Annotated in this window: 22 protein-coding genes; 20 read left to right on the top strand and 2 right to left on the bottom strand. The window is 38.7% G+C overall.

Annotated features, from left to right (window positions below):
* Nucleotides 1-227 precede the first annotated feature (227 nt).
* From AC2117_RS15480 to AC2117_RS15455, 6 genes are all read left to right on the top strand, one after another.
* On the top strand, nucleotides 228-1,079 hold the full coding sequence (locus tag AC2117_RS15480; RefSeq protein WP_197730939.1) for a DUF6160 family protein: 852 nt from the start codon (nucleotides 228-230) through the stop codon (nucleotides 1,077-1,079).
* A 306-nt stretch (nucleotides 1,080-1,385) separates the two neighbouring features.
* A complete protein-coding gene (locus AC2117_RS15475; protein ID WP_004641305.1) occupies nucleotides 1,386-2,219 on the top strand; it encodes a C39 family peptidase in 834 nt (277 codons plus the stop codon).
* A 44-nt stretch (nucleotides 2,220-2,263) separates the two neighbouring features.
* Entirely contained in the window at nucleotides 2,264-3,457 is a 1,194-nt protein-coding gene (locus tag AC2117_RS15470; RefSeq protein WP_197730938.1) for a transporter, read from the top strand.
* Between the two features lie 12 nt (nucleotides 3,458-3,469).
* Complete coding sequence (locus AC2117_RS15465; protein ID WP_133975281.1) at nucleotides 3,470-5,134, top strand: OmpP1/FadL family transporter; 1,665 nt, start codon at nucleotides 3,470-3,472, stop codon at nucleotides 5,132-5,134.
* Nucleotides 5,128-6,381: a putative pilus assembly protein FilE gene (gene filE, locus AC2117_RS15460; RefSeq protein WP_133975279.1), complete on the top strand. Its 1,254-nt coding sequence runs from the start codon at nucleotides 5,128-5,130 to the stop codon at nucleotides 6,379-6,381. The genes AC2117_RS15465 and filE overlap by 7 nt, the downstream gene beginning before the upstream one ends.
* Nucleotides 6,382-6,394: 13 nt before the next feature.
* Complete coding sequence (locus tag AC2117_RS15455) at nucleotides 6,395-8,404, top strand: protein FilF (RefSeq protein ID WP_133975277.1); 2,010 nt, start codon at nucleotides 6,395-6,397, stop codon at nucleotides 8,402-8,404.
* A gap of 54 nt (nucleotides 8,405-8,458) precedes the next feature.
* Here the strand turns inward: AC2117_RS15455 and AC2117_RS15450 are convergent, their stop codons facing one another.
* Entirely contained in the window at nucleotides 8,459-9,007 is a 549-nt protein-coding gene (locus AC2117_RS15450) for an NUDIX hydrolase (protein ID WP_133975275.1), read from the bottom strand.
* Between the two features lie 114 nt (nucleotides 9,008-9,121).
* On the opposite strand from AC2117_RS15450, the gene AC2117_RS15445 reads away from it, so the two are divergent.
* From AC2117_RS15445 to fghA, 6 genes are all read left to right on the top strand, one after another.
* A complete protein-coding gene (locus AC2117_RS15445) occupies nucleotides 9,122-9,751 on the top strand; it encodes a CoA pyrophosphatase (protein ID WP_133975273.1) in 630 nt (209 codons plus the stop codon).
* Between the two features lie 19 nt (nucleotides 9,752-9,770).
* Nucleotides 9,771-10,298 (top strand): gamma carbonic anhydrase family protein, encoded by a 528-nt coding sequence (locus tag AC2117_RS15440; RefSeq protein WP_133976400.1) that lies wholly within the window; start codon nucleotides 9,771-9,773, stop codon nucleotides 10,296-10,298.
* Between the two features lie 134 nt (nucleotides 10,299-10,432).
* The gene (tsaB, locus tag AC2117_RS15435) at nucleotides 10,433-11,098 is read left to right on the top strand and encodes a tRNA (adenosine(37)-N6)-threonylcarbamoyltransferase complex dimerization subunit type 1 TsaB (protein WP_133975271.1); all 666 of its coding nucleotides are present in this window, start codon (nucleotides 10,433-10,435) and stop codon (nucleotides 11,096-11,098) included.
* A gap of 11 nt (nucleotides 11,099-11,109) precedes the next feature.
* The gene (locus AC2117_RS15430) at nucleotides 11,110-11,901 is read left to right on the top strand and encodes a class I SAM-dependent methyltransferase (RefSeq protein ID WP_133975269.1); all 792 of its coding nucleotides are present in this window, start codon (nucleotides 11,110-11,112) and stop codon (nucleotides 11,899-11,901) included.
* 136 nt (nucleotides 11,902-12,037) lie between these two features.
* A complete protein-coding gene (locus AC2117_RS15425) occupies nucleotides 12,038-13,489 on the top strand; it encodes a C13 family peptidase (RefSeq protein WP_042898581.1) in 1,452 nt (483 codons plus the stop codon).
* Nucleotides 13,458-14,306: an S-formylglutathione hydrolase gene (gene fghA / locus AC2117_RS15420; protein ID WP_133975267.1), complete on the top strand. Its 849-nt coding sequence runs from the start codon at nucleotides 13,458-13,460 to the stop codon at nucleotides 14,304-14,306. Before AC2117_RS15425 ends, fghA begins: the two co-directional genes overlap by 32 nt.
* Here the strand turns inward: fghA and AC2117_RS15415 are convergent.
* Nucleotides 14,303-14,575 (bottom strand): DUF2218 domain-containing protein, encoded by a 273-nt coding sequence (locus AC2117_RS15415; protein WP_133975265.1) that lies wholly within the window; start codon nucleotides 14,573-14,575, stop codon nucleotides 14,303-14,305. The genes fghA and AC2117_RS15415 overlap by 4 nt on opposite strands.
* A 183-nt stretch (nucleotides 14,576-14,758) precedes the next feature.
* Here AC2117_RS15415 and rpe point away from each other — a divergent pair, with 183 nt between their 5' ends.
* From rpe to AC2117_RS15375, 8 genes are all read left to right on the top strand, one after another.
* Nucleotides 14,759-15,445 carry a ribulose-phosphate 3-epimerase gene (gene rpe, locus AC2117_RS15410; RefSeq protein WP_003655878.1) on the top strand — a complete coding sequence of 229 codons (687 nt, stop codon included), beginning with the start codon at nucleotides 14,759-14,761 and terminating at the stop codon, nucleotides 15,443-15,445.
* Nucleotides 15,446-15,800: 355 nt separating this feature from the next.
* Nucleotides 15,801-16,622, top strand: coding sequence for a Cof-type HAD-IIB family hydrolase (locus AC2117_RS15405; RefSeq protein WP_133975263.1), 822 nt, complete (start codon nucleotides 15,801-15,803; stop codon nucleotides 16,620-16,622).
* Between the two features lie 102 nt (nucleotides 16,623-16,724).
* Complete coding sequence (locus AC2117_RS15400; RefSeq protein ID WP_133975261.1) at nucleotides 16,725-17,120, top strand: hypothetical protein; 396 nt, start codon at nucleotides 16,725-16,727, stop codon at nucleotides 17,118-17,120.
* Between the two features lie 41 nt (nucleotides 17,121-17,161).
* Nucleotides 17,162-19,096 carry a copper resistance system multicopper oxidase gene (locus AC2117_RS15395; protein ID WP_133975259.1) on the top strand — a complete coding sequence of 645 codons (1,935 nt, stop codon included), beginning with the start codon at nucleotides 17,162-17,164 and terminating at the stop codon, nucleotides 19,094-19,096.
* Nucleotides 19,083-19,838: a copper resistance protein B gene (locus AC2117_RS15390; protein WP_227549208.1), complete on the top strand. Its 756-nt coding sequence runs from the start codon at nucleotides 19,083-19,085 to the stop codon at nucleotides 19,836-19,838. The genes AC2117_RS15395 and AC2117_RS15390 overlap by 14 nt, the downstream gene beginning before the upstream one ends.
* 28 nt (nucleotides 19,839-19,866) lie before the next feature.
* Complete coding sequence (locus tag AC2117_RS15385) at nucleotides 19,867-20,865, top strand: cation transporter (RefSeq protein WP_197730937.1); 999 nt, start codon at nucleotides 19,867-19,869, stop codon at nucleotides 20,863-20,865.
* Between the two features lie 193 nt (nucleotides 20,866-21,058).
* Complete coding sequence (locus AC2117_RS15380) at nucleotides 21,059-21,379, top strand: DMT family transporter (RefSeq protein WP_127494401.1); 321 nt, start codon at nucleotides 21,059-21,061, stop codon at nucleotides 21,377-21,379.
* A gap of 11 nt (nucleotides 21,380-21,390) precedes the next feature.
* Nucleotides 21,391-21,870 (top strand): methylated-DNA--[protein]-cysteine S-methyltransferase, encoded by a 480-nt coding sequence (locus tag AC2117_RS15375; protein ID WP_133975258.1) that lies wholly within the window; start codon nucleotides 21,391-21,393, stop codon nucleotides 21,868-21,870.
* The last annotated feature ends 50 nt before the right edge of the window (nucleotides 21,871-21,920 follow it).

Here is a 21,920-nt window from a genome sequence, read left to right as displayed (position 1 = left end):
TTGTATTTGGAGGCTAAAAGTGAAATAAATTGAGTGTACCGTTTGTCGGGTAGTTGGCAAAAAATGCACAACACTAGTTGAACAAAAAGTAACGTAGATGTAATTTAGTAATTGCTAAGCAAAACTACTCAAGGATTGGAAGTTTCGGTTGCCATATAAAGAAAAATGCAACTTGAGACAATAGAGTGGTTAAAGTCAAAAAATAAATGCTCTTGGGAGAGTGCTCAATGAAAATATTCACTAAACTTGCTTTAGTTTCTTCTTTAGCTATCAGTGCAAATGCAATGGCAATGCAGTCCATGGACGATGCTGCACTAAGCGCTGCTACAGGTCAAGATGGTATTAACATCGGTATCGCTTTAGGCGCTGGTGGTATTACTATCGATAAAGTATTTATTCATGACAACGATGGTTTAGATCCTGCTACCGGTATTACAGGGGCTGCAGCAACAGCTGGTGCGATTGTAGTAAGCGGTGTATCTGTTACACAGGTTGATCAAACTGCTAATTTGTTAGATCTTAAAATTGATAGCGTTGGTGCTTCAGGTACAAATGGCGCATTTTTAAATGTTGCTGCAAATGTTGGTGCAGTTGATGTAAGTGTTGGTTCTATTGGTGTGGGTACTTCTGGTACTTTAAATACAACTACTGCGGTACGTGGTATTACTGAAACTACTCCAACTGAAATCATCTCTGGTTTAGACCTGTCTTTAGGCGCGATTTCGGCAAATGTTCAGTTAGGTTCGACTCCACAAGGCGCAATGATCAAAGTAAATTCAAGCTTACAAGGTGGTTTAACATTATCTAACTTCGGTATTAAAGATGCTGCAGGTGGTGGTGAGATCTTCTTAGATAAAGTTATGGTTCGTGGTGCAGGTAACACAACTGGTAACTTAGATGTTGATGCTAATATTTCAGTTGTACCAACTGGCTTGAAAATCCAAAATAATAGTGCACAAGGCATGAATGTTTATGTACAAGGTGTACATTTAGGTGCTGCTGCTAATGCTTCAATTGGTGATGTTGAAATTCAAGGTTTGAATGTAGGTACTTCTACAATTACAATCTCAGGTCACTAATTTAAAAGTTTAAAATAAAAAAGCGCGTTTAATACGCGCTTTTTTTTATTTAATGAAAATTATTTTATATATTTGTTTAATATAAAATTATTATATAAATAATAGATGTATTAAAACTACTGATATTTAAAAATGAGAGTTAATTAACACTTTAATTAAAGTAGAACTATACATTCATCAAAAAGATTAAAAAAAAGCTGTTTTTTACAAAAAAAAAAGGTATCTTCAACACACAGGGATGTAGAGCTATTGCTCTAAGAATAAAATGAATAAGGCCGGTTAGGCCACCATTTAGAACAAGTGCTTATGTTAGAGATTGCTTTGGGCTCAGCATTGATATATTACTTTGCGACAGAAGCCTTCGAAATAGAAAAAAAGCCACCAGGAACTGTTTATTACACAGAGACTGCCGATTCACGTAATTTATCTTTTCGCCGTAATCATATTGAACCAGTTAGGATTAAACCTGCTGTAGAAGACCAGTTTCGCGGTATCGTTCGACAGGCATATGACTATAGCTGTGGTTCAGCAGCGCTTACTACACTTCTAAATGGTTATGTGGGTACCAGCTTGACTGAGCAGCAGACCATGAGTGGCTTGCTACAGTATGGTGAATATCAGCGGATTATTGAACGCCGAAGCTTCTCACTACTTGATATGAAGCGCTTTGTAACTGCTATTGGTTTGGATAGTGGGGGATATCGTGGCGAGTTTTCAGATTTGGTCAATCTTGGACAGCCCGCGATTGTTCCAATTTCTTATGCTGGTTTTAAGCATTTTGTCGTATATAAAGCTTATAAAGATGGACGAGTCTATGTTGCTGACCCTGCATTAGGGAATATCAGTTTTGATGAAAATCGCTTTAAAGAGGTTTGGGATAATAATACATTATTTGTTGTTTCTGTCCCTGAATCTCAACGTAAAGACTTATTGGCCCTAAAAGATTCAGATATGCGCCATGTGGAAGATGCAACTGTTAACCGTTATGCCTTTGTGGATGTGCAATATCCAACATTTAATTATGACCGTTTAGCAAATAAAGCTTCAACCATGCGACGGGTGCTAGATAAAGACCCAAATTCTGCAACTTATAATCAGCCGATAGAAACCTATATGCGTCTTTACTACAAGCGTAAATAATCAATATGAACTAAGTAAAATAAATACATTGGGTGGGAAGAAATATGAATAATCGATGGATGAATATGAGTGTGTTGGCATTAAGTATGAGCGCCATTACAAGCACACTCTATGCAAATGATCAAGTTACACAAACAGAAGCACAAAATACTGCAGTTGTTTCTGAAGCAATTACAGCAGCAGAAGTAACACCAGCGACAGGTTCAGCTCAAGAAGTGAGTCTGGCTCCGACTACCGAAGTGGCAACTCCTGAATCTGCTACTGCCCCTGCAAATACTGGAGTTGATCAAGCCGCTACTGCCTTACAGAAAAAAGAAGGCGATGCGACACAAGAAACGAACTTACAAGAAGTATTTACATCGAGTGAGCGCCAATATTCATTGATTAAAAAGGGCGGGATTTCGGGATATTACGATCTCGATTATACCTATTATCGTGATACTCGAATTGATTTGGCTTTAGCAGATAACTCATCTCAATTAAATCGTTTACGTATTGAAGAAGATGCGAATCATACTTTAACTAACAGCTTTACTGTTCAATACGGTCTATTAGATAACTTAACTTTGTCAGCAACTGTTCCTTTTGTTGCAAAGTCTGAAATTGTTCGAGACACGACAGCGGCCGGTTTGGGTGATATTTCTTTAGGTGCACGTTGGGAACCATTCCCTTTAAAGCAAGGCCGTTTACCATTGGTTCTTTTTGGTAGTTTATCAACAAAAACTGGTGATAGTCCTTATGAAATCGGTTTAGATGAACTTTCAACTGGTAAGGGTTATTACTCTGCGGGGATCGGGGCAAGTACCCGTAAATATATCGATCCAGTGGTTCTATTTGCTTCTGCATCTGCGAATTATGGATTTAAAGAAACGGGTTTAGATCAAGCGCGTGGTAGCGGGGCTAAGGGGCCAAGGATTTTAACTTCTTTTGATCCGGGCATTAGTGGTGGCTTCTCATTCGGTTTTGCTTACTCATTTAACTATGATGTGTCATTAACCATGTCGTATCAACAAAGCTTTAACATGGATGCTGAGTTTGAATTTAATAATGGAGACGAATCATATAAGTCGCCAGATCAAAGTAGTGCAATGTTGTCTTTTGCTTTAGGGGTACGTGTTTCACCTGAAACAATTGTCAATGGTACGGTTGGTATAGGTTTAACCGAAGATGCACCAGATGTTTCACTTGGTCTGTCTTTCCCGTTAGATTTTATAGGTTTTGGCAAAAAAACCAAATAAGGAGATATGCAGGTGAAATATCCTAAATTATGTCCTTTAACGGCGGCAATTGTTATCTCCGGTTTTTCTAGCTTTGCCAATGCTCAATTAGGACAAAACTTAGCTGTTGATATTCGTTCACTATCGATGGGGAATGCTGTAACTGCAGATCCGCCTGGTATTAGTGCAGTTCATTTTAACCCCGCAGCTTTAGCTAAGATTGATGGGTTGCAAACTGATGTGCAAGGAATTTTAGCTAATTTCGATATTCAGCGTGAGTATTCAGCACCTCCTGGCTATAACGTGTTTGGTTATTCAGATGACCCTCTTGTTTGTAATGATGGCCCTGAAGTTACTGCCAATATTTGTACCGATTTTAAGGGTCCTGTACGAGGGGATGTTGAATATGCCAGCTTATATATACCGATTCTTAAAAAAATGGTTGATCTGGGGGCTGGTTATCCACTCGTTGCACCTACCGCAGGGATTGCCTACAAACCTCCAGGTTCAAAGTTGACCTATGCTACTGCAATGTATGCACCTTTAATTGCTGGTTTTGGTGCTGAAAATGGTAATGCTGGCAACTATATGGGACAGCAGGTAGCTGTAGAACGTATTACTTATTTATCTCCATCCTTTGGCTATCAGGTAAATGACCATTTATCTGTAGGTGCATCTATTGGCATGTCATATAACGCTCTTGCTATGAAAACAGATTTGCGATTTCCCAACGAGATGATTGGGGTATTGCGTATGGTCGATGATGTAGTTTGTGGGCCGTTTAAAGACAATAATGATATGATTACCAATCTATTGTTATTTGGTCTATGTAATACTCAAGAAGGTATGAATCCCTTTAATAAAATGGGATCACTTCAAGTTTCAATGGAGCAATCTTTAAGTCCTAGTTATAACTTAGGATTGCTTTGGGAGCCGACGGATGATTTTGGCTTTGGAATGGTCTATCAAAGTTCTGCCAAAATGCGTATGAAAGGGAAATATCTGATTAATAATGCCAGAGCTCCTCAAGAGTTGATTAAGGGGTTAAACTCATCAGCTACAGGTCAGGTTTTAGCAGCTATTCTTGGGTTACCAGGGAATGTACCAAATACTGAATCTGGGTTGGTCGCAATGGATCTTGAATATCCAGCGCATTTTCAGGCAGGTATTAAATATAAAATATTACCCGATTTACAAGTTAACTTTGATGTAGGTTGGACTGACTATGCAGCATGGGATAAGTTTAAATTTGAATTTGATAGACAGATTACTTTATTAAAAGTTGCCAAACTTTTATCGAATGATGTATCGGATGCTTCTTTGGCTTTACCTTTGAAGTTTACTTCCCCTTGGAGTTGGGGCATTGGTTTAGAATATTCAGCAACGGATCGTTTAAAATTGCGCGCTGGTTATGAGCCTCGTGCTAGCGCTATTCCCAATGATAAACGTAATACAATGATTCCAATTAATAATGCGCAATTATTTGGCTTAGGTGTTGGATACCGATTTGATGCAGATACAGATCTGGATCTTTCGATAGGTTTTTTACGGAGTCGCGATAATATTCCCGCCTGTACGAGTAGCCTATCGAACAAGTGTGGTGTTGATAATATCCTGTTAAATCCTTATGCAGGCTTAGATGTTAAAACCAATACCAAAGTTACAGTGCTCGGTTTAAATTATAGAACAAAATGGTAAAATTACATTGCGAACGGATGTCTCGGTCTAGACTTGCTATTGCGACTTTTTTTGTTGCAATAGTAGTTAACTCTGCTGTTTATGCAGACGGTTTTTATACGATTATAGGTCCCGATGGCCGTCCTATGATTGTGCCGAGCAAAAGGGTAGAACAGACGGTGGTCTCACCGTCTAAAGTATTAGCTCGTCCAGATGTAAAGGTAAATCATTCAGAAGAAAGAGTTTTACCTGAAACAACTCAAAAATTAACACCATTGCCTAAAACAGTATCAAAATTGTCTAATACTGCATCAACTGCATCAACTGCATCAACTGCATCAACTGCATCAACTGCATCAACTGCATCAACTGCATCAACTGCATCAACTGCATCAACTGCATCAACTGCATCAACTGCATCAACTGCAGTCTCAATACAGACAAAAAAAGGTATAGAAAAAGCAGAAGCTATTGAGAAAAAGTCTGATTTGAGTAGTAGTAAAGAAAAATTAAAGTCAAATCCAGTTCCATCCTCGACTAAGGATATGGTTACTCCCCCAGTGCTAACACAAAAAAAGAATGAGAAGAATTATATTACAATTGATGGTGTTGAATACGTTAATAATGAATACTTAGAGAAACAAGAGTTTAATCTTGAAGGTAAAAAACGTTTTTATATTATGCCGGATGGCTTAGGCCGTACGGAGTCTATTGAACGTAAAAAAGGTGTCAGTCAGTCTATTCTTGATAATGTATTAAATCGATCACGAGAAGATCAAGTCTCTTCTGTTGTGCTAGCTCCTACTTATGTAAGATTGTCACATCAGGAGTTAGCGAATACTTTTGAGAATGATATGTGCTTTATTAAAGATGATAATAAGTCAATTAAAAAATTAAGCCAGAATAAAGAAGTTGGTTTATGGCCAAGAAAACCGCTCAAAGAGAAATTTGAATACGAAGTTATAAAAATAGATTCATCTATTAAGAATGTACAAGTGGCATCCTATGCTATGTCCAATGAGAAGCCAGTATATTATTGGCCACTCGCAGTTTTTTTAGATGAAAAGGGTTGTGTTTTAGAAGGTGCTAGTGGTTTTAAGAGTAAAGCATATCCTGCGACGATTTTGCAACATGCATCGATTTCAGGTGTCTTACAAGTGCCTGATCGCTCTTATTATATTATGTTGACGCCTTTATCTTCTGCTGTGGACATGCCGGATCAAGAACTATCGAATCAGGGACAAATTAAAATTTCAGTATTACGTTAAAAATAAATTAGGAATTATGATGAGTAACAAAATTTTATTACCTTTTGCATTATCCACACTGGCAATCTTATTAAATGGTTGTGGTGGTGGCGGTTCAACAATTAACGAAGATCCTACACAAGGAGGGGGTGGTATTCCAACCACCAATTTAGCTTGTAAAGCAGCTAATATTTCAGATGAATCTTGTTTAAACTTTGAACTGGATTATCCAATTGCTGGCCTAAATTTTGATTGTAGTTTATCTCCTAATCAGCATTACATTACAAAACTAGACCGTAACTCGGTTGGAGGCGCTTGTAGTATTAGTAGTGGTAGGTCAGATGAAACGATATCGCTTTATTTGCAAGGAAATAATGCACGTAAGATCTCTTTAGGAACAATAAAGCTTGATTCACTTGGTAAGTATGGGACTGTACATTTAACTGTGTTAGATATGGCTACAGCATTAACTGGTCAGACTCCAACTTCCATGAGCAATACTGATCCAACTATTAGAGTTGCGATGGCTTTAATTAAGCTATTTCAAAGTATTGGTATTGAACGTGGCGATAACGTGATTGGTGATTTACAGCCAACTCAATTTACTCAAGATAAGAAAGACTTACTGAGCAGTTTGACACAAGATGTGACTGTAGCTGAATGGAAAAGTGGTCAATATGCAAACATCTTAAAACCTTGGTTAGATGTAAGCAAAGTTTCTGATGACCAAGCTTACGAGTTGCTTGTTCAATCAACAAATATCGCTAATGCTGGATTATATCAAGCCAATGAAGCAATATATGCTGGATTTAATAATCTACCAGAACCTCTTCCACTGGGTTTCTATGGTTGTAATCAAACATCTTTAACTAAGTGCTTCAGTACCTCTTCAAGTAATTTACGTCATATGATGGGCAATATGTTCTTGCTTACAGACCGTCAAGGCTATGGTTTTGGTTACGGTTTACAATGGCGGGGGGATGCAACTCTTTCCAAAGATGATAAAGGTAATATTTTAGGTGTATTGCCGGCCATTATTTTATTGACCAAAGCAAAACCTGTACAGATGGTTGCTTCAGGACAAAAAGGATGGTTGAGTCCAATTACAAAAGAAATTCAGTCTACTCAGCCATTACGTTTAAGCGTGGACAGTAATGCGAATAATGATTTACAGATTTATCAAGGTAAACTCGTTAATGAATATGCTGTAGCGGGGAACGAAGGTTTTTATAAACAGTTAACACGCACAACTACTGCTGGAAATGCACAACATTATGGTTTGTGGCGTCAAGCTGTAGGTACGGAAAGTTATAATGGTTCTTTAGATATTTTAAAAGCAAATCCAGTAAGCTATTTAGGAAAATCTATTTTTAAAACATCGAAAAATGTGAGCTCTGGCCAGCGTTATGTATTTCCGTTATATGCAACTTTAACTTTTAAATTTAATACAGCAGGACTTGCTCCAATTGATTTGGGTATTGTGGTTGATGAGTATGGTGATATTCGTACAGATATTAAGCCAAATGCAACTGACACTGACAAATCAGGTCAGTGTGCGACAGTCGCAGATACTAGTCTGATTGATAGTAATGGTATCCAACAATATCGGATCGGGACTACAGGTGGTACACAATCTTCAGATAATGATAGTTCGATTACAGTTCGTATGATTTTATCAAATCCTCAGTTAGGTAACCTTAATGGGATTATGATGGGACTTAATTCTATAGTGAAACAGGATTCTGATATAAAAGATAATATAGATGATTCGATTTCAGTGAGTGGCGCTAAGATTAATATTTACAATCTATTAGCTGGTCAAAATACAGGTAATAGTATTAATTTGAGCACCTTTGAAAATACGACAGTGAATTGGATTAACTTACACGCTTATTATCAGGCTGTTTATAATAGTATTAAGGATATTAGTCCAGCACCAACTGATGAAGAGAAAGCATTAGCACAACGTATTGTTGGTACAGTAGCAATCAAACTAGCCGATCAGTCTATTCCAACATGTAAAGCAATTAAAACTAAGTCTTAACATATTAAACAAATAAAAAAGACCGCCTAGCGGTCTTTTTTATTATCTAATTGATTAACCAGTATGGTCTAAACGAGTACCCAAAGTTTCAAGATGTGTTGGGAAAACTTGTTGTTTACGGTCTTCAAAATAATGTCTTAGTGTGTGTTCAACGCTAGGGAAGGCAAGCTCACCCCATGGAATTTCATGTTCTTCAAACAGACGACTCTCGATACTTTCTTCGCCTGCACCAAAAATTCCATTTTTCAGCTGCGCTTTAAACAACACATAAATTTGACCAATACGAGGAATATTGTACATACAATACAGTTGTTCTATTTCTATCTCGGCTTCTGCTTCTTCACGAGTTTCACGTGCTGCCCCTTGCTCCATGGTCTCGAACAATTCCATATAACCAGCAGGTAGGGTCCATAAACCATAACGAGGTTCAATAGCACGACGACAGAGTAATACTTTGTCTTCCCATAACGCTAAGGCACCGCAGATTACTTTGGGGTTTTCATAATGGATATTGCCACAATGAGTACAAACACGGCGTACTTTATGATCACCTAAAGGAATTTTTTGTTCGGTTTTATGCCCACACGCTACACAGAAACTCATAATTATCATCGAGTATAGAGATGCCTCAGCATAACTGAATTTTTAGACTTACGCATCAACTCTATGTCTTAAGTTTATTTTTCAGATATGATGCAAAGAGAGACAGAATAATAGGTGAATGGTATGGAAGAGCACTTGCTAACACAAAAGTTACAGCAAAGATTGCGCTTTTCCACCCGCATACAAGAAGCACAAGCTGCAGTACTCATTGCTATTACAAATGAAAATAATCCTAAGGTATTACTCACTCGCCGTTCAATACACATGAACAATCATGCTGGTGAAGTTTCTTTTCCGGGTGGAAAGCGTGATCCAAGTGACACGAGTAATATTGTGGTGGCATTAAGAGAGGCTCAGGAAGAGACAGCCTTAAATCCTTTTGATGTGCAGTTGTTAGGTGATTTGCCAATGCAACGTGCAAGAAGCGGGTTATCTGTAAAACCCATTGTTGGGCTTATTCCTCCAGAGATTACGTTAATACCTCAACCCACGGAAATTGATCGAATCTTTTTCGTGCCGTTGCAGCAACTCATCGAGACAAGACCAACGCCTCACGAAGTACGTTATGCCCATCAATCTTTATATTTTCCGAGTTTACAGATTGATAATGAAATTATTTGGGGTTTAACTGCTCGTATGCTAGTTGCTCTGTTTAAATATGGGTTAGGTTATCAAAAAGATTGGCCATTTTTACTCAACTCACCAACCTTTGGCATGCCAAAATTTTCTCATAAGAATAAATGATCAGGACTGATAAATTATGATGTATAGCTATCAAGGACAGCACCCAAAAGCATTATATGAACCATGGGATGGTTGGGTTGCTCCAACAGCAACGCTAATTGGACAAGTAGAGTTAGGGCGCCAAGTCAGCATTTGGTTTGGAGCTGTAGTACGTGCCGATAACTGTGTAATTCGTATTGGTAACTATTCAAATGTACAAGAAAATTCTGTTTTGCATACGGATGCTGGGCTTGAGCTGAATATTGGCGAATATGTCACGATTGGACATAAAGTCATGCTACATGGCTGCACGATTGGTGATAACAGTTTAATTGGCATGAACGCCGTGATTTTAAATCGGGCAGTGATTGGTAAAAATTGTATTATTGGCGCTAATGCTTTAATTCCAGAAGGGAAAGTCATTCCAGATAATTCAGTCGTTATGGGATCACCCGGCAAAATTGTTAAAACTTTAGATGAAGATGGTGCGGCTAAAATACGGTTGAGTGCATTGCATTATGCTGAACATTTTAAAAGTTATAGTGATTTAAAAGAATTTCACTTTTAACTCTTTTTTAGCAAAAAAAATTATGCCAAGTTAAATCTTGGCATTTTTATTTAGACAGAGAACGACTCGCCTATCAGAGCCGAGTGGGGTATCATAACTCCCGTTTTTAATCTGATTTAATACTAAGGTTGTGCATGAAATTGCTGGCGTTGGAAACTGCAAATGAGCAGTGTTCTATCTCATTAGTCGATGAAACCCAAGAACTGTTTTTTCAACTCGATACGCGGGCGAAAGCACAAACCCAGACTATTTTGCCCATGATTGAGCAGGGGCTACAACAAACAGGTCTTGAGATTGCTGGTCTGGATGCGATTGCCTTTAGTCGTGGCCCGGGTTCTTTTAGTGGTGTCCGAATTAATGCAGCTGTGACTCAGGCTTTGGCATGGTCACAAGATTTACCTGTTATTCCCGTTTCGAGTTTACAAGCTTTAGCACAAGCAGCATACCGACTTGAAGGTTTGGAACAGGTGACTGCGGTTCTCGATGCTCGTATGAATGAAGTTTATATTGCAAGTTTTGTTCTAGATGAGCATGGAATTATGCAATGTATTGATGAAGAAAAATTAATGGGCTACGAGCCAGCGACTGCTTATGCAAAGCATTGCTTAATTGGTTCGGGTGCAAAGCTCCTTCAAGCTGATGCAGAGCATCAAACAATCACTGCAACTGCACAAGACATTGCTTCTATTGCACGTGTTTATGCAGCGCAAAAGCAGTGGGTTGATGCTGAACATGCTTTGCCAGTTTATTTACGTGATGATGCATGGAAAAAAATAGCAGATCAGGGTAAAGCAAAATAAAGGCACTACTCATGCACATATATTTTGAAGTAGATTTTCAAGAACAAGCTCAGAACTACCAAGCTGTGCTTTGTTCTAGAGGTGTGACTGTTGAATTGCAGCCAGTTGAAAAGCTGAATGCACGTTTTTTGCGTTTAAATCCTGAATTGGCACTTTGTGTAGATGAAAACGGGCTATGGTTATCTGCAAATGGCATGAAAATGCAGCCCGACTGGAAAGCCGAAATTTCCCGTTTAAAACGTGCAAGTCTTAAATCAGAAATGATTGCTCGGGCTTGTCAGTTAGGTGAAAAACCTACCTTAATTGATGCTACAGCTGGCTTAGGTCATGATAGTTTACTCATGGCTTATCTTGGCGCACAAATACAATTGGTTGAGCGCCATCCGATTTTATTTACTTTACTTGAAGATGCAAAAGCCCAAGCTGAGCAAGATAGCTTTTTAAGCCAGTTTATGGAACGGATTCAACTGATCTTTGCTGACTCTGCAAGTTATCTACAACAACTACAGCAAACAGCTCAAATGGTTGATGTGGTTTATCTAGACCCGATGTTTCCGCAGCGTGATCAGAATCATCAAGCAGTCAAAAAGCAAGCTCAAGTTAAAAAACAGATGCAGCTTTTACATCTCCTTTTACCCGAAGATGGCGAAATGGATTTAGGTGATAATTTACTGTTTCTGGCGCAGAAAGTTGCTAAACGTGTGGTGGTTAAACGACCACGCCATGCTGTTTTTCTGGCAAATCAAGAGCCAGCTCATCAATGGCAAGGGGATGCTTGTCGTTTTGATGCGTATTTTCAGTAGGCTTATGTAAGGTTAGGTTTTATTGCTTGAATAATGCACAAATATATGTGATATAGTTCAAAAGCATGATTGCTAAAATTCTTAGCAGGCATACACTTAAGATGCCTGACAAAAACGAAATTTTTGAAAACCTTTTATGATTGATCTTAAACCCTCCATTAACTTTTGGCATGATTTTAAAAGCAACCAAATTGCCGGAATGTGGCTGTTTTTGGGATCAAGACGTTCTTTACAAATTGTACATCCATCTATTCTTCAGCTCATTGTCTGGGGAATTTTAGGGGGCTGTACTAACTCTCTTTATAGCTGGCTTGTGGCTGGTCAAATTGGTGATTTCAATTCACAAGGGTTAATTGGTTACGCACTTTGGCCATTTATTGCTTTAATTGTTGGTATTTTCTTATCACAGCGCACCAATCAACCTCGTTTAATGCTAGTGCCTGCTTTACTTTGGTTGGTTCTAGATACAAATATCTTATTAATTCAATGTTTAATTCAGTATTTGGGTTCTAACGGTTATCTCAACTTTATTCCAGATGCCATTTATAACGGAATTTTACCTAGTCTATTTGTGGCTTTGTTCGTATGGCAAAGTTTAGCGGTGATTTGGGTTTTCTCACGCGAGCTCAAGTGGCCTTGGTGGGAACGTGCACTCGTCATGGTTGCGACTATTGCGACGATGGTGGTCTGGCAACTTTCTGTAAAAGATCAACCTATTTGGAAGGTTGAAGACTCAGCTCCAACATTTGCTGAAGATGCTTTTTATGCACAAAGTAAGCTGCTGAATGATTCTTTAGAGCAAGTCGAATATGGTGAGCAGGCAAAAAGTCATTGGTATTTTTTAGGCGTGGCAGGTGACAGCTACCAAGATGTTTTTAAATCGGAAGTAGTCCGTATTAAAGAACAGTTTGATACACGTTTTGGAACGATTGGTCGGTCAATGATGCTGGTCAATAATCCAGATACGCGTACTGAAATTCCGATTGCCTCTAAAACCAGTATAGAGTTAGCCCTACGCCGTATGGGTCAGCAAATGAACCGTGATAGTGATGTGCTATTTCTATATATGACTTCACACGGTGAACAAAATCACTTCGAAATTGAAAATGCACCATTAGATCTAGGGCAAGTAGACCCTAAATGGTTGCGTGAAACACTTGATAAATCCGGTATTCGCTGGCGTGTGATTGTCATCTCAGCCTGTTATTCAGGAAGCTTTATTCCTGCTTTACAGTCTCCTGATACTTTAATTATTACTGCGTCTGCTGCTGATAAAACTTCTTTTGGATGTAATAACGAAGCCGACTATACCTATTTTGGTCGGGCTTTCTTTGATTTGGCTATGCGAGAGCAATCTTCGATGAAAGATTCATTTAGTACAGCTAAGCAAACAGTAACCAAATGGGAAGTGGCTCAAGGTGTAGAACCTTCAGAGCCTCAGTGGATGATTGGTAAAAATATGGAACTCATGCTACCTCAATTGGAAAAGTATCTATTTCCTCAGCAAAATACTGGTAGTGTAGATATTGCTCAAACAAAAACAGAGGCCAAAAACGATGCAACTCCTGCAAAAAAACCGCTGCTTTGAGGGTGAGCAGCGTATATACCAATTTGAATCTTCTTATTTAAAAGGACCTGCTAAGTTTGGTGTGTATTTGCCACCAGCCGCTTTAGAAGGTAAACCTTGTTCAACCTTGTTTTATTTAGCAGGTTTAACTTGTACTGAAGAAACCTTTGCCATAAAAGCACATGCACAGCATATGGCAGCACAGTTAAGTTTAATATTGATTACGCCAGACACTTCTCCTCGTGGAGAACAAGTCGCTGCAGGGGATAATTGGGATTTAGGTCAAGGTGCAGGTTTCTATATTAATGCAACGCAAGCACCTTGGTCTGAACATTATCAAATGGAAAGCTATTTGATTGATGAGTTATATCCACTTATTTTGAAAAACTTTCCTGTAAATGCTCAACAAGTCGGTATCTTTGGGCACTCAATGGGTGGCCACGGCGCATTAACTTTAGCGTTTAAATATCCTGAAAAGTTTAAGTCGGTATCTGCTTTTGCCCCGATTTGCGCGCCAACTGAATGTGCGTGGGGAGACAAAGCCTTTAGTCATTATTTAGGGGATGACCGCGACAGCTGGCTGGCTCATGATGCCACAGCCTTAGTTTCAAAAAATGGTGCAGTATTTGATGAAATTCTGGTTGATCAGGGATTGGATGATCAATTTTATGAACAGCTTCACCCTGAAAAATTTAAGCAAGCATGTTTAAAAGCGGGACAGCCCTTAACTTTAAGACAACATGCTGGCTATGATCATGGCTATTACTTTATTCAAACCTTTATGGATGAGCATTTGCAGTTTCATGCAATCCAGTTAGAAAAGGTAAATGGCTATTAGTGCTGCCATTCCACCTGAAATTCTTGTTGAGCCATACGATTTAGATGATCAAGCACGACTTTTTCTAAGTGGTCGTGGTCATCTAATTGGCTATCAATAGCAACGTTTAACTGCTCTATTTCTGGTGTAAGAGTAATGGTTGCTGTAGGCATTAAGATTTTGAAATCTTGTTCTGTTTCTTGTACTTCAAATTTGTGTTTCCAATGATTAACTAGACGTTTTGCAATACGTTTACCATCGTTTGTTAATAGATGAGTTGTGCTTTTCATTATAAATCCTCACATTGGTTAAATGTACCTTAACAAATTCGTTTAGTCCTTAGCATTCTAATGTTGCAACATTACGTTGCAAGTTTGAAATGTTGTCATTTGAACAAGGAAGAGCAGGCCAAGTAGGCGGTTTTTTGTTATAATTTAAGCCTCTCCTTAAATTCTTAGCCAGGTCATCCACCTATGTCCAAGCCTTATTTGATTGCTCCTTCTATTTTATCTGCTGACTTTGCACGTTTAGGTGAAGATGTAGACAAAGTGTTAGCCGCAGGTGCAGATGTAGTGCATTTTGATGTAATGGATAACCACTATGTTCCAAATTTAACTTTTGGTGCTGGCATTTGTAAGGCTTTAAAAAATTATGGAATTAAAGCGCCTGTTGATGTGCATTTAATGGTGTCTCCGGTTGACCGTATTATTGGAGATTTTTTGGAAGCTGGTGCCGATATTATTACGTTTCACCCAGAAGCCTCTCATCACATTGACCGTTCACTACAACTGATTAAATCAGGTGGTGCTAAAGCTGGTCTCGTATTTAACCCTGCAACGCCATTGCATTATCTAGATTATGTACTTGATAAAGTTGACCAAATTTTAATAATGAGTGTGAACCCTGGCTTTGGTGGGCAAAAGTTCATTCCAATGACATTAGAAAAATTACGTGAAGCTCGTAAAATTATTGATGCAAGTGGCCGTGATATTCGTTTAGAAGTCGACGGTGGTGTTGGCCCTGCAAATATTCGTGAAATTGCAGAAGCGGGCGCAGATATGTTTGTTGCAGGTTCAGCAATTTTTGGTCAACCAGATTATAAAGTTGTAATTGATCAAATGCGTGCAGAGCTTGCAAAAGTAGGTAGTGTAGACGCTTAAAAAATATGTTAAACCGAGAATAAGCTTGTGGATAACTTTGTTTATAACTGTATGGATAACTGTGTTGATAACCATATGGATAAGATGTTGGTAAAATAAACAAAATTAGATCAATCGTTTATTCTCTAGGCAGAATGTATGAAAAAAGAACGTTTTGGCGTTCTTTTTTTATGCGAGTTGGATATTTTATTACCTGATTTTTTATTAAGCTCTACTAAAAAATAACCTGTGCAAAAAATGATAATACTGTGTGGACACTTTTTAATAGATATATAGATGTAAAACTGTAAAAGTGTCATGAAAAATAAAGCTAAATTTGGTTTAATAAGATTTTAGTAAGAGATTTAAACAATTAATGACGGTAAAAATTTTAGCGGTAGATATGGATGGGACTTTTCTCAATTCTAAGAAGCAGTACAACAAAGCACGTTTTTTAAAACAGTACGAACAACTCAAACAAAATAATATTCATTTTGTGGTTGCCAGTGGTAACCAACTCGCAAAGCTTGTTACCTACTTTCCAGAAATTAGTCATGAAATCGCTTTTATTGCAGAAAATGGCGCACATGTTGTAGATGCAGGACAAGAAATAGCTTTTGCTCATTTAAGTCAGCAACAATTTATTGAGACTTTAAAGGCGATTGATTCAACTTATACATCTAAAATGGTGATCTGTGGAAAACAGAGTGCTTATGTACATACGAGTATGCAAGCCGAGGACTATGCCAAAGTCGCTCGATATTTTGAAAAACTAACAGTTATAGATGACTTTTATGCACTAGATGACTTAGTGTGCAAAATTACTTTTATTGCTCAGAAAAACGAAAGTTTTACTATTTTTCAAGATCTTCAGCAGCAAAGTTTTGTTGCAGATCAATTATTAGTTCCCGTTTCAAGTGGTTTTGACTTTATCGATCTTATTCTTCCTGACCAGCATAAAGCACATGGTTTGAAGCTTCTATTACAAAAATGGCAAGTTGAACCTGATCAAGTCGTTGCGATTGGCGATAATAATAATGATATCCAGATGATTAAAGCAGTGGGTTATGGATTTGCGGTTGAAAATGCAGTAGAAGCTTTAAAAGCAGTAGCACCGTATACGACTGTGAGTAATGAGCATGAGGGTGCATTGGAAGTGATCGATTTAGTACTTCAGCACCAACCACCATTTGTTTAATTAATTTAAAACAAACAGTTAAGATGGGAAATTGTATCTGTTTTAAAACTTGGTTATGCTAGTACCCTAAGATTTATAAATTGCATAAGGCAATAAACGACAATGGCCCTACAACACTTACGCAAGTATGCTTGGTTTGTGTTCCTAATGACTTTGGTCATTGGGTGGAGTGGTGTGTCTATTGCTCAGACGTCTATGCAGCATGATCTTCACACTATGCCGTGTCATAGTGAAAAAACTTCGCATAAGAATATGCATGTTCAAGCAGATGATCAGACTGTATGTCACCAAACCATGCTTCAGTCTGATCATTCGCACGGTGAGCATTGTAAGGACTGTAACCCCGTACATTGTCAAATCGTGAATCTGGCATTGCAACAAGCAGTCCCAGATGTTGAATCACAATTTATTCCCATATCATCTCAATTTAGCAGTATTTATCAGGCTCAGCATTTAGCCGGCTACTGGCAAGAAATTTTACGTCCTCCTAAAGCTTAATCCTTACTTACTTATTTTTTTAATTAAAAAGGATTACAGCAATGTCTCATAAAACAATTAGCAGCTTAGTCGCTGTATTTGGGCTATTGGTTTCACCATGGTCCCTCGCGGCAATTAAGGAATATCACCTTAATATTAATGAACAACAGGTAAATGTTACTGGTCAACCGTTAAAGCGAATTACAGTAAATGGAAAATTTACAGCACCACTCCTTGAGTTTGAGGAAGGGGATGACGCTGTTATTCATGTGCATAACCAATTAAAGAATCAGGATACGTCTTTGCACTGGCATGGTTTGTTATTGCCGGGATTAATGGATGGTGTACCGGGTTTTAATAATTTTAAAGGAATTGCTCCAAACGGAGATTTTGTTTACCGTTTTAAGGTGAAACAAAACGGCACTTACTGGTACCACGCCCACAGTAAAGGCCAAGAGCAAGACGGTTTATATGGCCCACTCGTGATTTACCCGAAAGGGAGAACACCAGTTGCAGCGCATGAAAAAACTGACCGTGATTATGTTGTGATGCTCTCAGATTTTCATAATTCTTCTAGTGATAGCATTATGAAGAATTTGAAAAAATCTGCTGAGTATTATCAAAATCGCCGTGAAACCGTATCTGATGTATGGAAGCAGGTTAAAGCTCAAGGTTTAAAAGCAACTTGGCAAGATCGTTCGATGTGGAATCAGATGCGGATGTTAAAAACAGATATGTCTGATGTGACGGGTTATACCTTCTTAGTCAACGGAAAAACACCGCAGCAAAACTGGACAGGTGATTTTAAGGCGGGAGATAAAGTCCGACTACGTTTCATTAATGCCTCTGCAATGTCATTTTTTGATGTCAGAATTCCAAACTTGAAAATGACAGTCGTGAGTGCAGATGGGCAGCCAGTCAAGCCTGTTGCAATTGATGAGTTTCGTATTGGCACAGCCGAAACCTACGATGTGATTGTTGAACCTAAACAGGCAAATTATCAGATTGAAGCAGAGTCAATTGACCGTAGCGGTTTTGCCATTGGTACTTTGCATGATGAAAATACTCAGTCGGCGGGGCCAATTAAAATGCCGCAGTCACGCCCGCGATCTTTATTGACCATGGAAGATATGGGTATGAGTCATGGTGATGGATCGAGTGATGAACATGCTAGCCATCAAATGAACATGCAACATGACATGTCGGCGATGCCGGAAGTGAAAAAAGAGGCAAGCCATGCCAATCATGATCATGCAATGATGAACATGGACCATGGCATGAAAGACATGTCATCTGACAAAAATGATCATTCCATGATGCAAATGAAGCACGACATGTCAGCTATGCCTGAAATGAAACACGATGTGCAGGCAAAGCCATCTAGCGAGCATGACCATTCGATGATGAATATGAATCATGAGATACAAGCTCAATCTGAGAATACGAATAAAAAAGATGAGCCGGTGTATGGCTGGGCAAATGCTTCAACACCAGCTGGTATGAAAGCTCTTCAATATAGTGATTTGCAGTCTTTAACACCTCAGCCAGACACGCGTGCCCCAGAACGAGAGCTTGTTATTCGTTTAGGTGGCAACATGGAGCGTTATATCTGGACCATTAATGGCAAGAAATTTAGCGAAGCTGAGCCATTGCAAGTTAAGTATGGTGAACGCATACGCTTGAAGTTTGTGAATGACAGCATGATGGCACATCCAATGCATTTACATGGCATGTTTATGCAATTGGAAAATGGTCAGCAAGCTGAGAACTTACCCAATAAACATACTGTTATTGTTCCACCCGGAAAGACAGTTACTGCGTTATTGACAGCCGATGCCTTAGGAGAGTGGGCGATTCATTGTCATTTGCTCTATCACATGAGTGCAGGGATGATGAATAAGTTGATTGTGGCTCAAGTGAATGATGGAGCAGTAGATGCATCTCAAGCACCTGTTCAATCTGAAAATGAGAAAGGAGCTAGTCATGCACATCACTAAGTTATTTTCTCAAATGATATGTTGCGGTGTTTTCTCTAGCATATCTGTATTTAGTTTCGCTCAAGAACCTTTAACACATGATCATTTACGCGAACATGGCGGTCAGGTTTATCAGGCGACTACCATTGATACTGGCTGGACTCAAAATGAAGAAGGGGAAGGTAGTTTTTCTTCTGAATTAGAAAGTTGGGTGGGAACTGATGAAAACAAATTGTTCATTAAAGCTCATGTTGAAAAGGCCGAGTCCGAAGATGCTAATTACGGCAGTTCAGTACTTTACAGCCGCAATGTAGCTGACTATTGGGATGTACAGGCTGGGGTGAACTATGAGCGTTTAAAGCGGGACGACAAAAAGCAAGATCGCTGGGCAGGTGTAGTGGGTTTACATGGCATGGCACCTTACTTTTTTGAAACCGATGCATATCTGTATGCAGGTGAAGACCAGCTATGGAAGTTAAGTTTAGAGACTGAAAGAGACTTACTCTTTACCCAAAAGTTAATTGGTAAACCTTATTTAAAAGCAGATGTTGTTTTGCAAGATGAATCTCGCTATGCCAGTAAAACAGGTATCTCGAGTTTACAAGCTGGTTTTCAAACCCGTTATGAAATCAACAAAAAGGTAATGCCATTTGTTGATGTTGGTTATGGCTATGAAAAAGGTTTAAAACAGACGGCTTGGCAAACTGGAACCGACTCTGAACATGGTTGGTATTATGGAGCAGGGTTAACACTTAAATTCTAATTGCAGAACAAAAAGTAAGCTTAACGACATGCCATTGGTTTATACTAATGGCATTGTTTTTTGTGTCAGTTATGGTGCACAGATGGCTTTAGAAAAACAAGAGAATCAAATAAATGCAAATAAAAATTGCTCAAATTGTGGGTGTACAAGTGAAGTCGCACCTCAAAAAGATATGGGTGCAAGTCAGCTCGTCTCTAAAAAGAGTCAATGGGTAAGCTATTATCATATTCCCAAAATGGACTGTGCCGCAGAAGAGCAGATGGTACGGATGGCATTAGCCTCTTACGCTGATGATATTCAAGAACTCTATTTTGATTTGCCTGCCCGTCATTTAGCGGTTTATCACAGTGCTCAGGCTGAAATGTTAACCCAAAGCTTACAGCGCCTAGGCTTGGGCGCAGAATTGCAGCAGACACAACCTCATTATGATTACGTCGAAAAACCTAAAAAAGTACGAAGTAACACTTCTACAAGTGCATCGCAAAAACAGGTTTTGCAGTGGTTATTACTGATTAATGCTGTCATGTTCGTCATTGAGTTTATGGCAGGCATTATTGCTTCATCGACAGGGTTAATCGCCGATTCACTCGATATGTTCGCAGACGCTGCAATCTATGGTATTGCCTTATTTGTGGTAGGTAAAAATCTTAATGCTCAATTAAAGGCTGCACATCTTTCTGGTTGGTTTCAGTTTGGTTTAGCCATGATTGTTTTAATTGATGTGCTACGCCGTTTTGTATATGGCAGTGAACCTGTTTCAATTCTTATGATTTTAATTGGTGGGTTAGCACTTGCGGCAAATATTAGTTGTCTTTATTTAATGAGCGATCATAAAAATAGTGGAGCACACATGAAGGCAAGTTATATCTTCTCTGCCAATGATGTGATTGTAAATTTAGGGATTATTGTTGCAGGCATTCTAGTTGCTTTTACAGGTTCGAATTATCCTGACTTAATTATTGGATTGATTGTTGTATTATTCGTTTTAAATAGTGCCCGAAAAATTTTACAGTTAAAAAACGAATAAATTTTTCAACTTAAATTATTTAAATATAGTGGAAATTTATCTTTAAATTTTTTGATTGAAGATGGGTTATAGACAGTCCTTGCCTTCATTTTTTATTTTAAAGTAAACTGAGCCCTCACATAAAGGAGGAACGGCCTCCCCCAAACTGGGTAATCATGTCAGGACGACCTGACAATAAGAACAAGTGAACGTTATGGCTTGGGCAATTTTAATTTTAGCAGGTGTATTTGAAATTATTTGGGCATATTCTATGAAAATGTCCGAAGGTTTTACCCGCTTAACTCCTAGTATTATTACCGTGGTTTTTATGATTTTGAGTGTAGTTCTACTTTCAATTTCAATGAAAACTTTACCCCTTGGCACTGCCTATACGGTTTGGACAGGAATTGGCGCAATTGGATCATTTTTAGTTGGTATATTCTTTCTCAATGAACCCATTGGAGCTATGCGAATGATTGCCGCTGTACTGATTGTGTCAGGTTTGATCCTAATGAAAATTTCGTCACCGTCCTAAGAGAATGAACTATGTTGCTGTCTTATAAGTATATTGATTCGCCTGTTGGGCAATTAAAGCTAGTTGCGAATGAAAATGCTTTGGTGGCAGTACTCTGGGACAATGAAAATCCGAAACGTGTTCGGCTGGCTGAGCTGGTCGAACAACTTGAACATCCAGTTTTATTAAAAACTCAGCAGCAATTAGAAGAATATTTTGAAGGTAAGCGCTGTGAGTTTAATTTGCCGTTAGATTTTGAAGGGACCGCATTTCAAAAACAGGTGTGGGCTGCATTACTGACCATCCCTTATGGGGAAACAAGAAGTTATAAAGAAATCGCAATTCAAATTGGCAATGAAAAAGCGGTGCGAGCAGTGGGCGCTGCAAATGGGAAAAACCCGATTTCGATTATTGCGCCGTGTCATCGGGTTATCGGTGCGGGTGGGGCATTAGTTGGTTTTGCCGGTGGTCTTGATAAGAAAGATATTTTATTAAAGCTAGAGCAACAATGAGCCGTTTTGCGCTCGATTTTTTTAGTCTTTTCTACTAAGCTGTTAACAAT

The sequence above is a fragment of the Acinetobacter calcoaceticus genome, assembly GCF_900520355.1.
In the GTDB taxonomy this organism is placed as follows: domain Bacteria; phylum Pseudomonadota; class Gammaproteobacteria; order Pseudomonadales; family Moraxellaceae; genus Acinetobacter; species Acinetobacter calcoaceticus_C.
The sequence above is the reverse complement of the archived record's forward strand: the minus strand, read 5'-3'. Positions and strand labels throughout refer to the sequence as shown.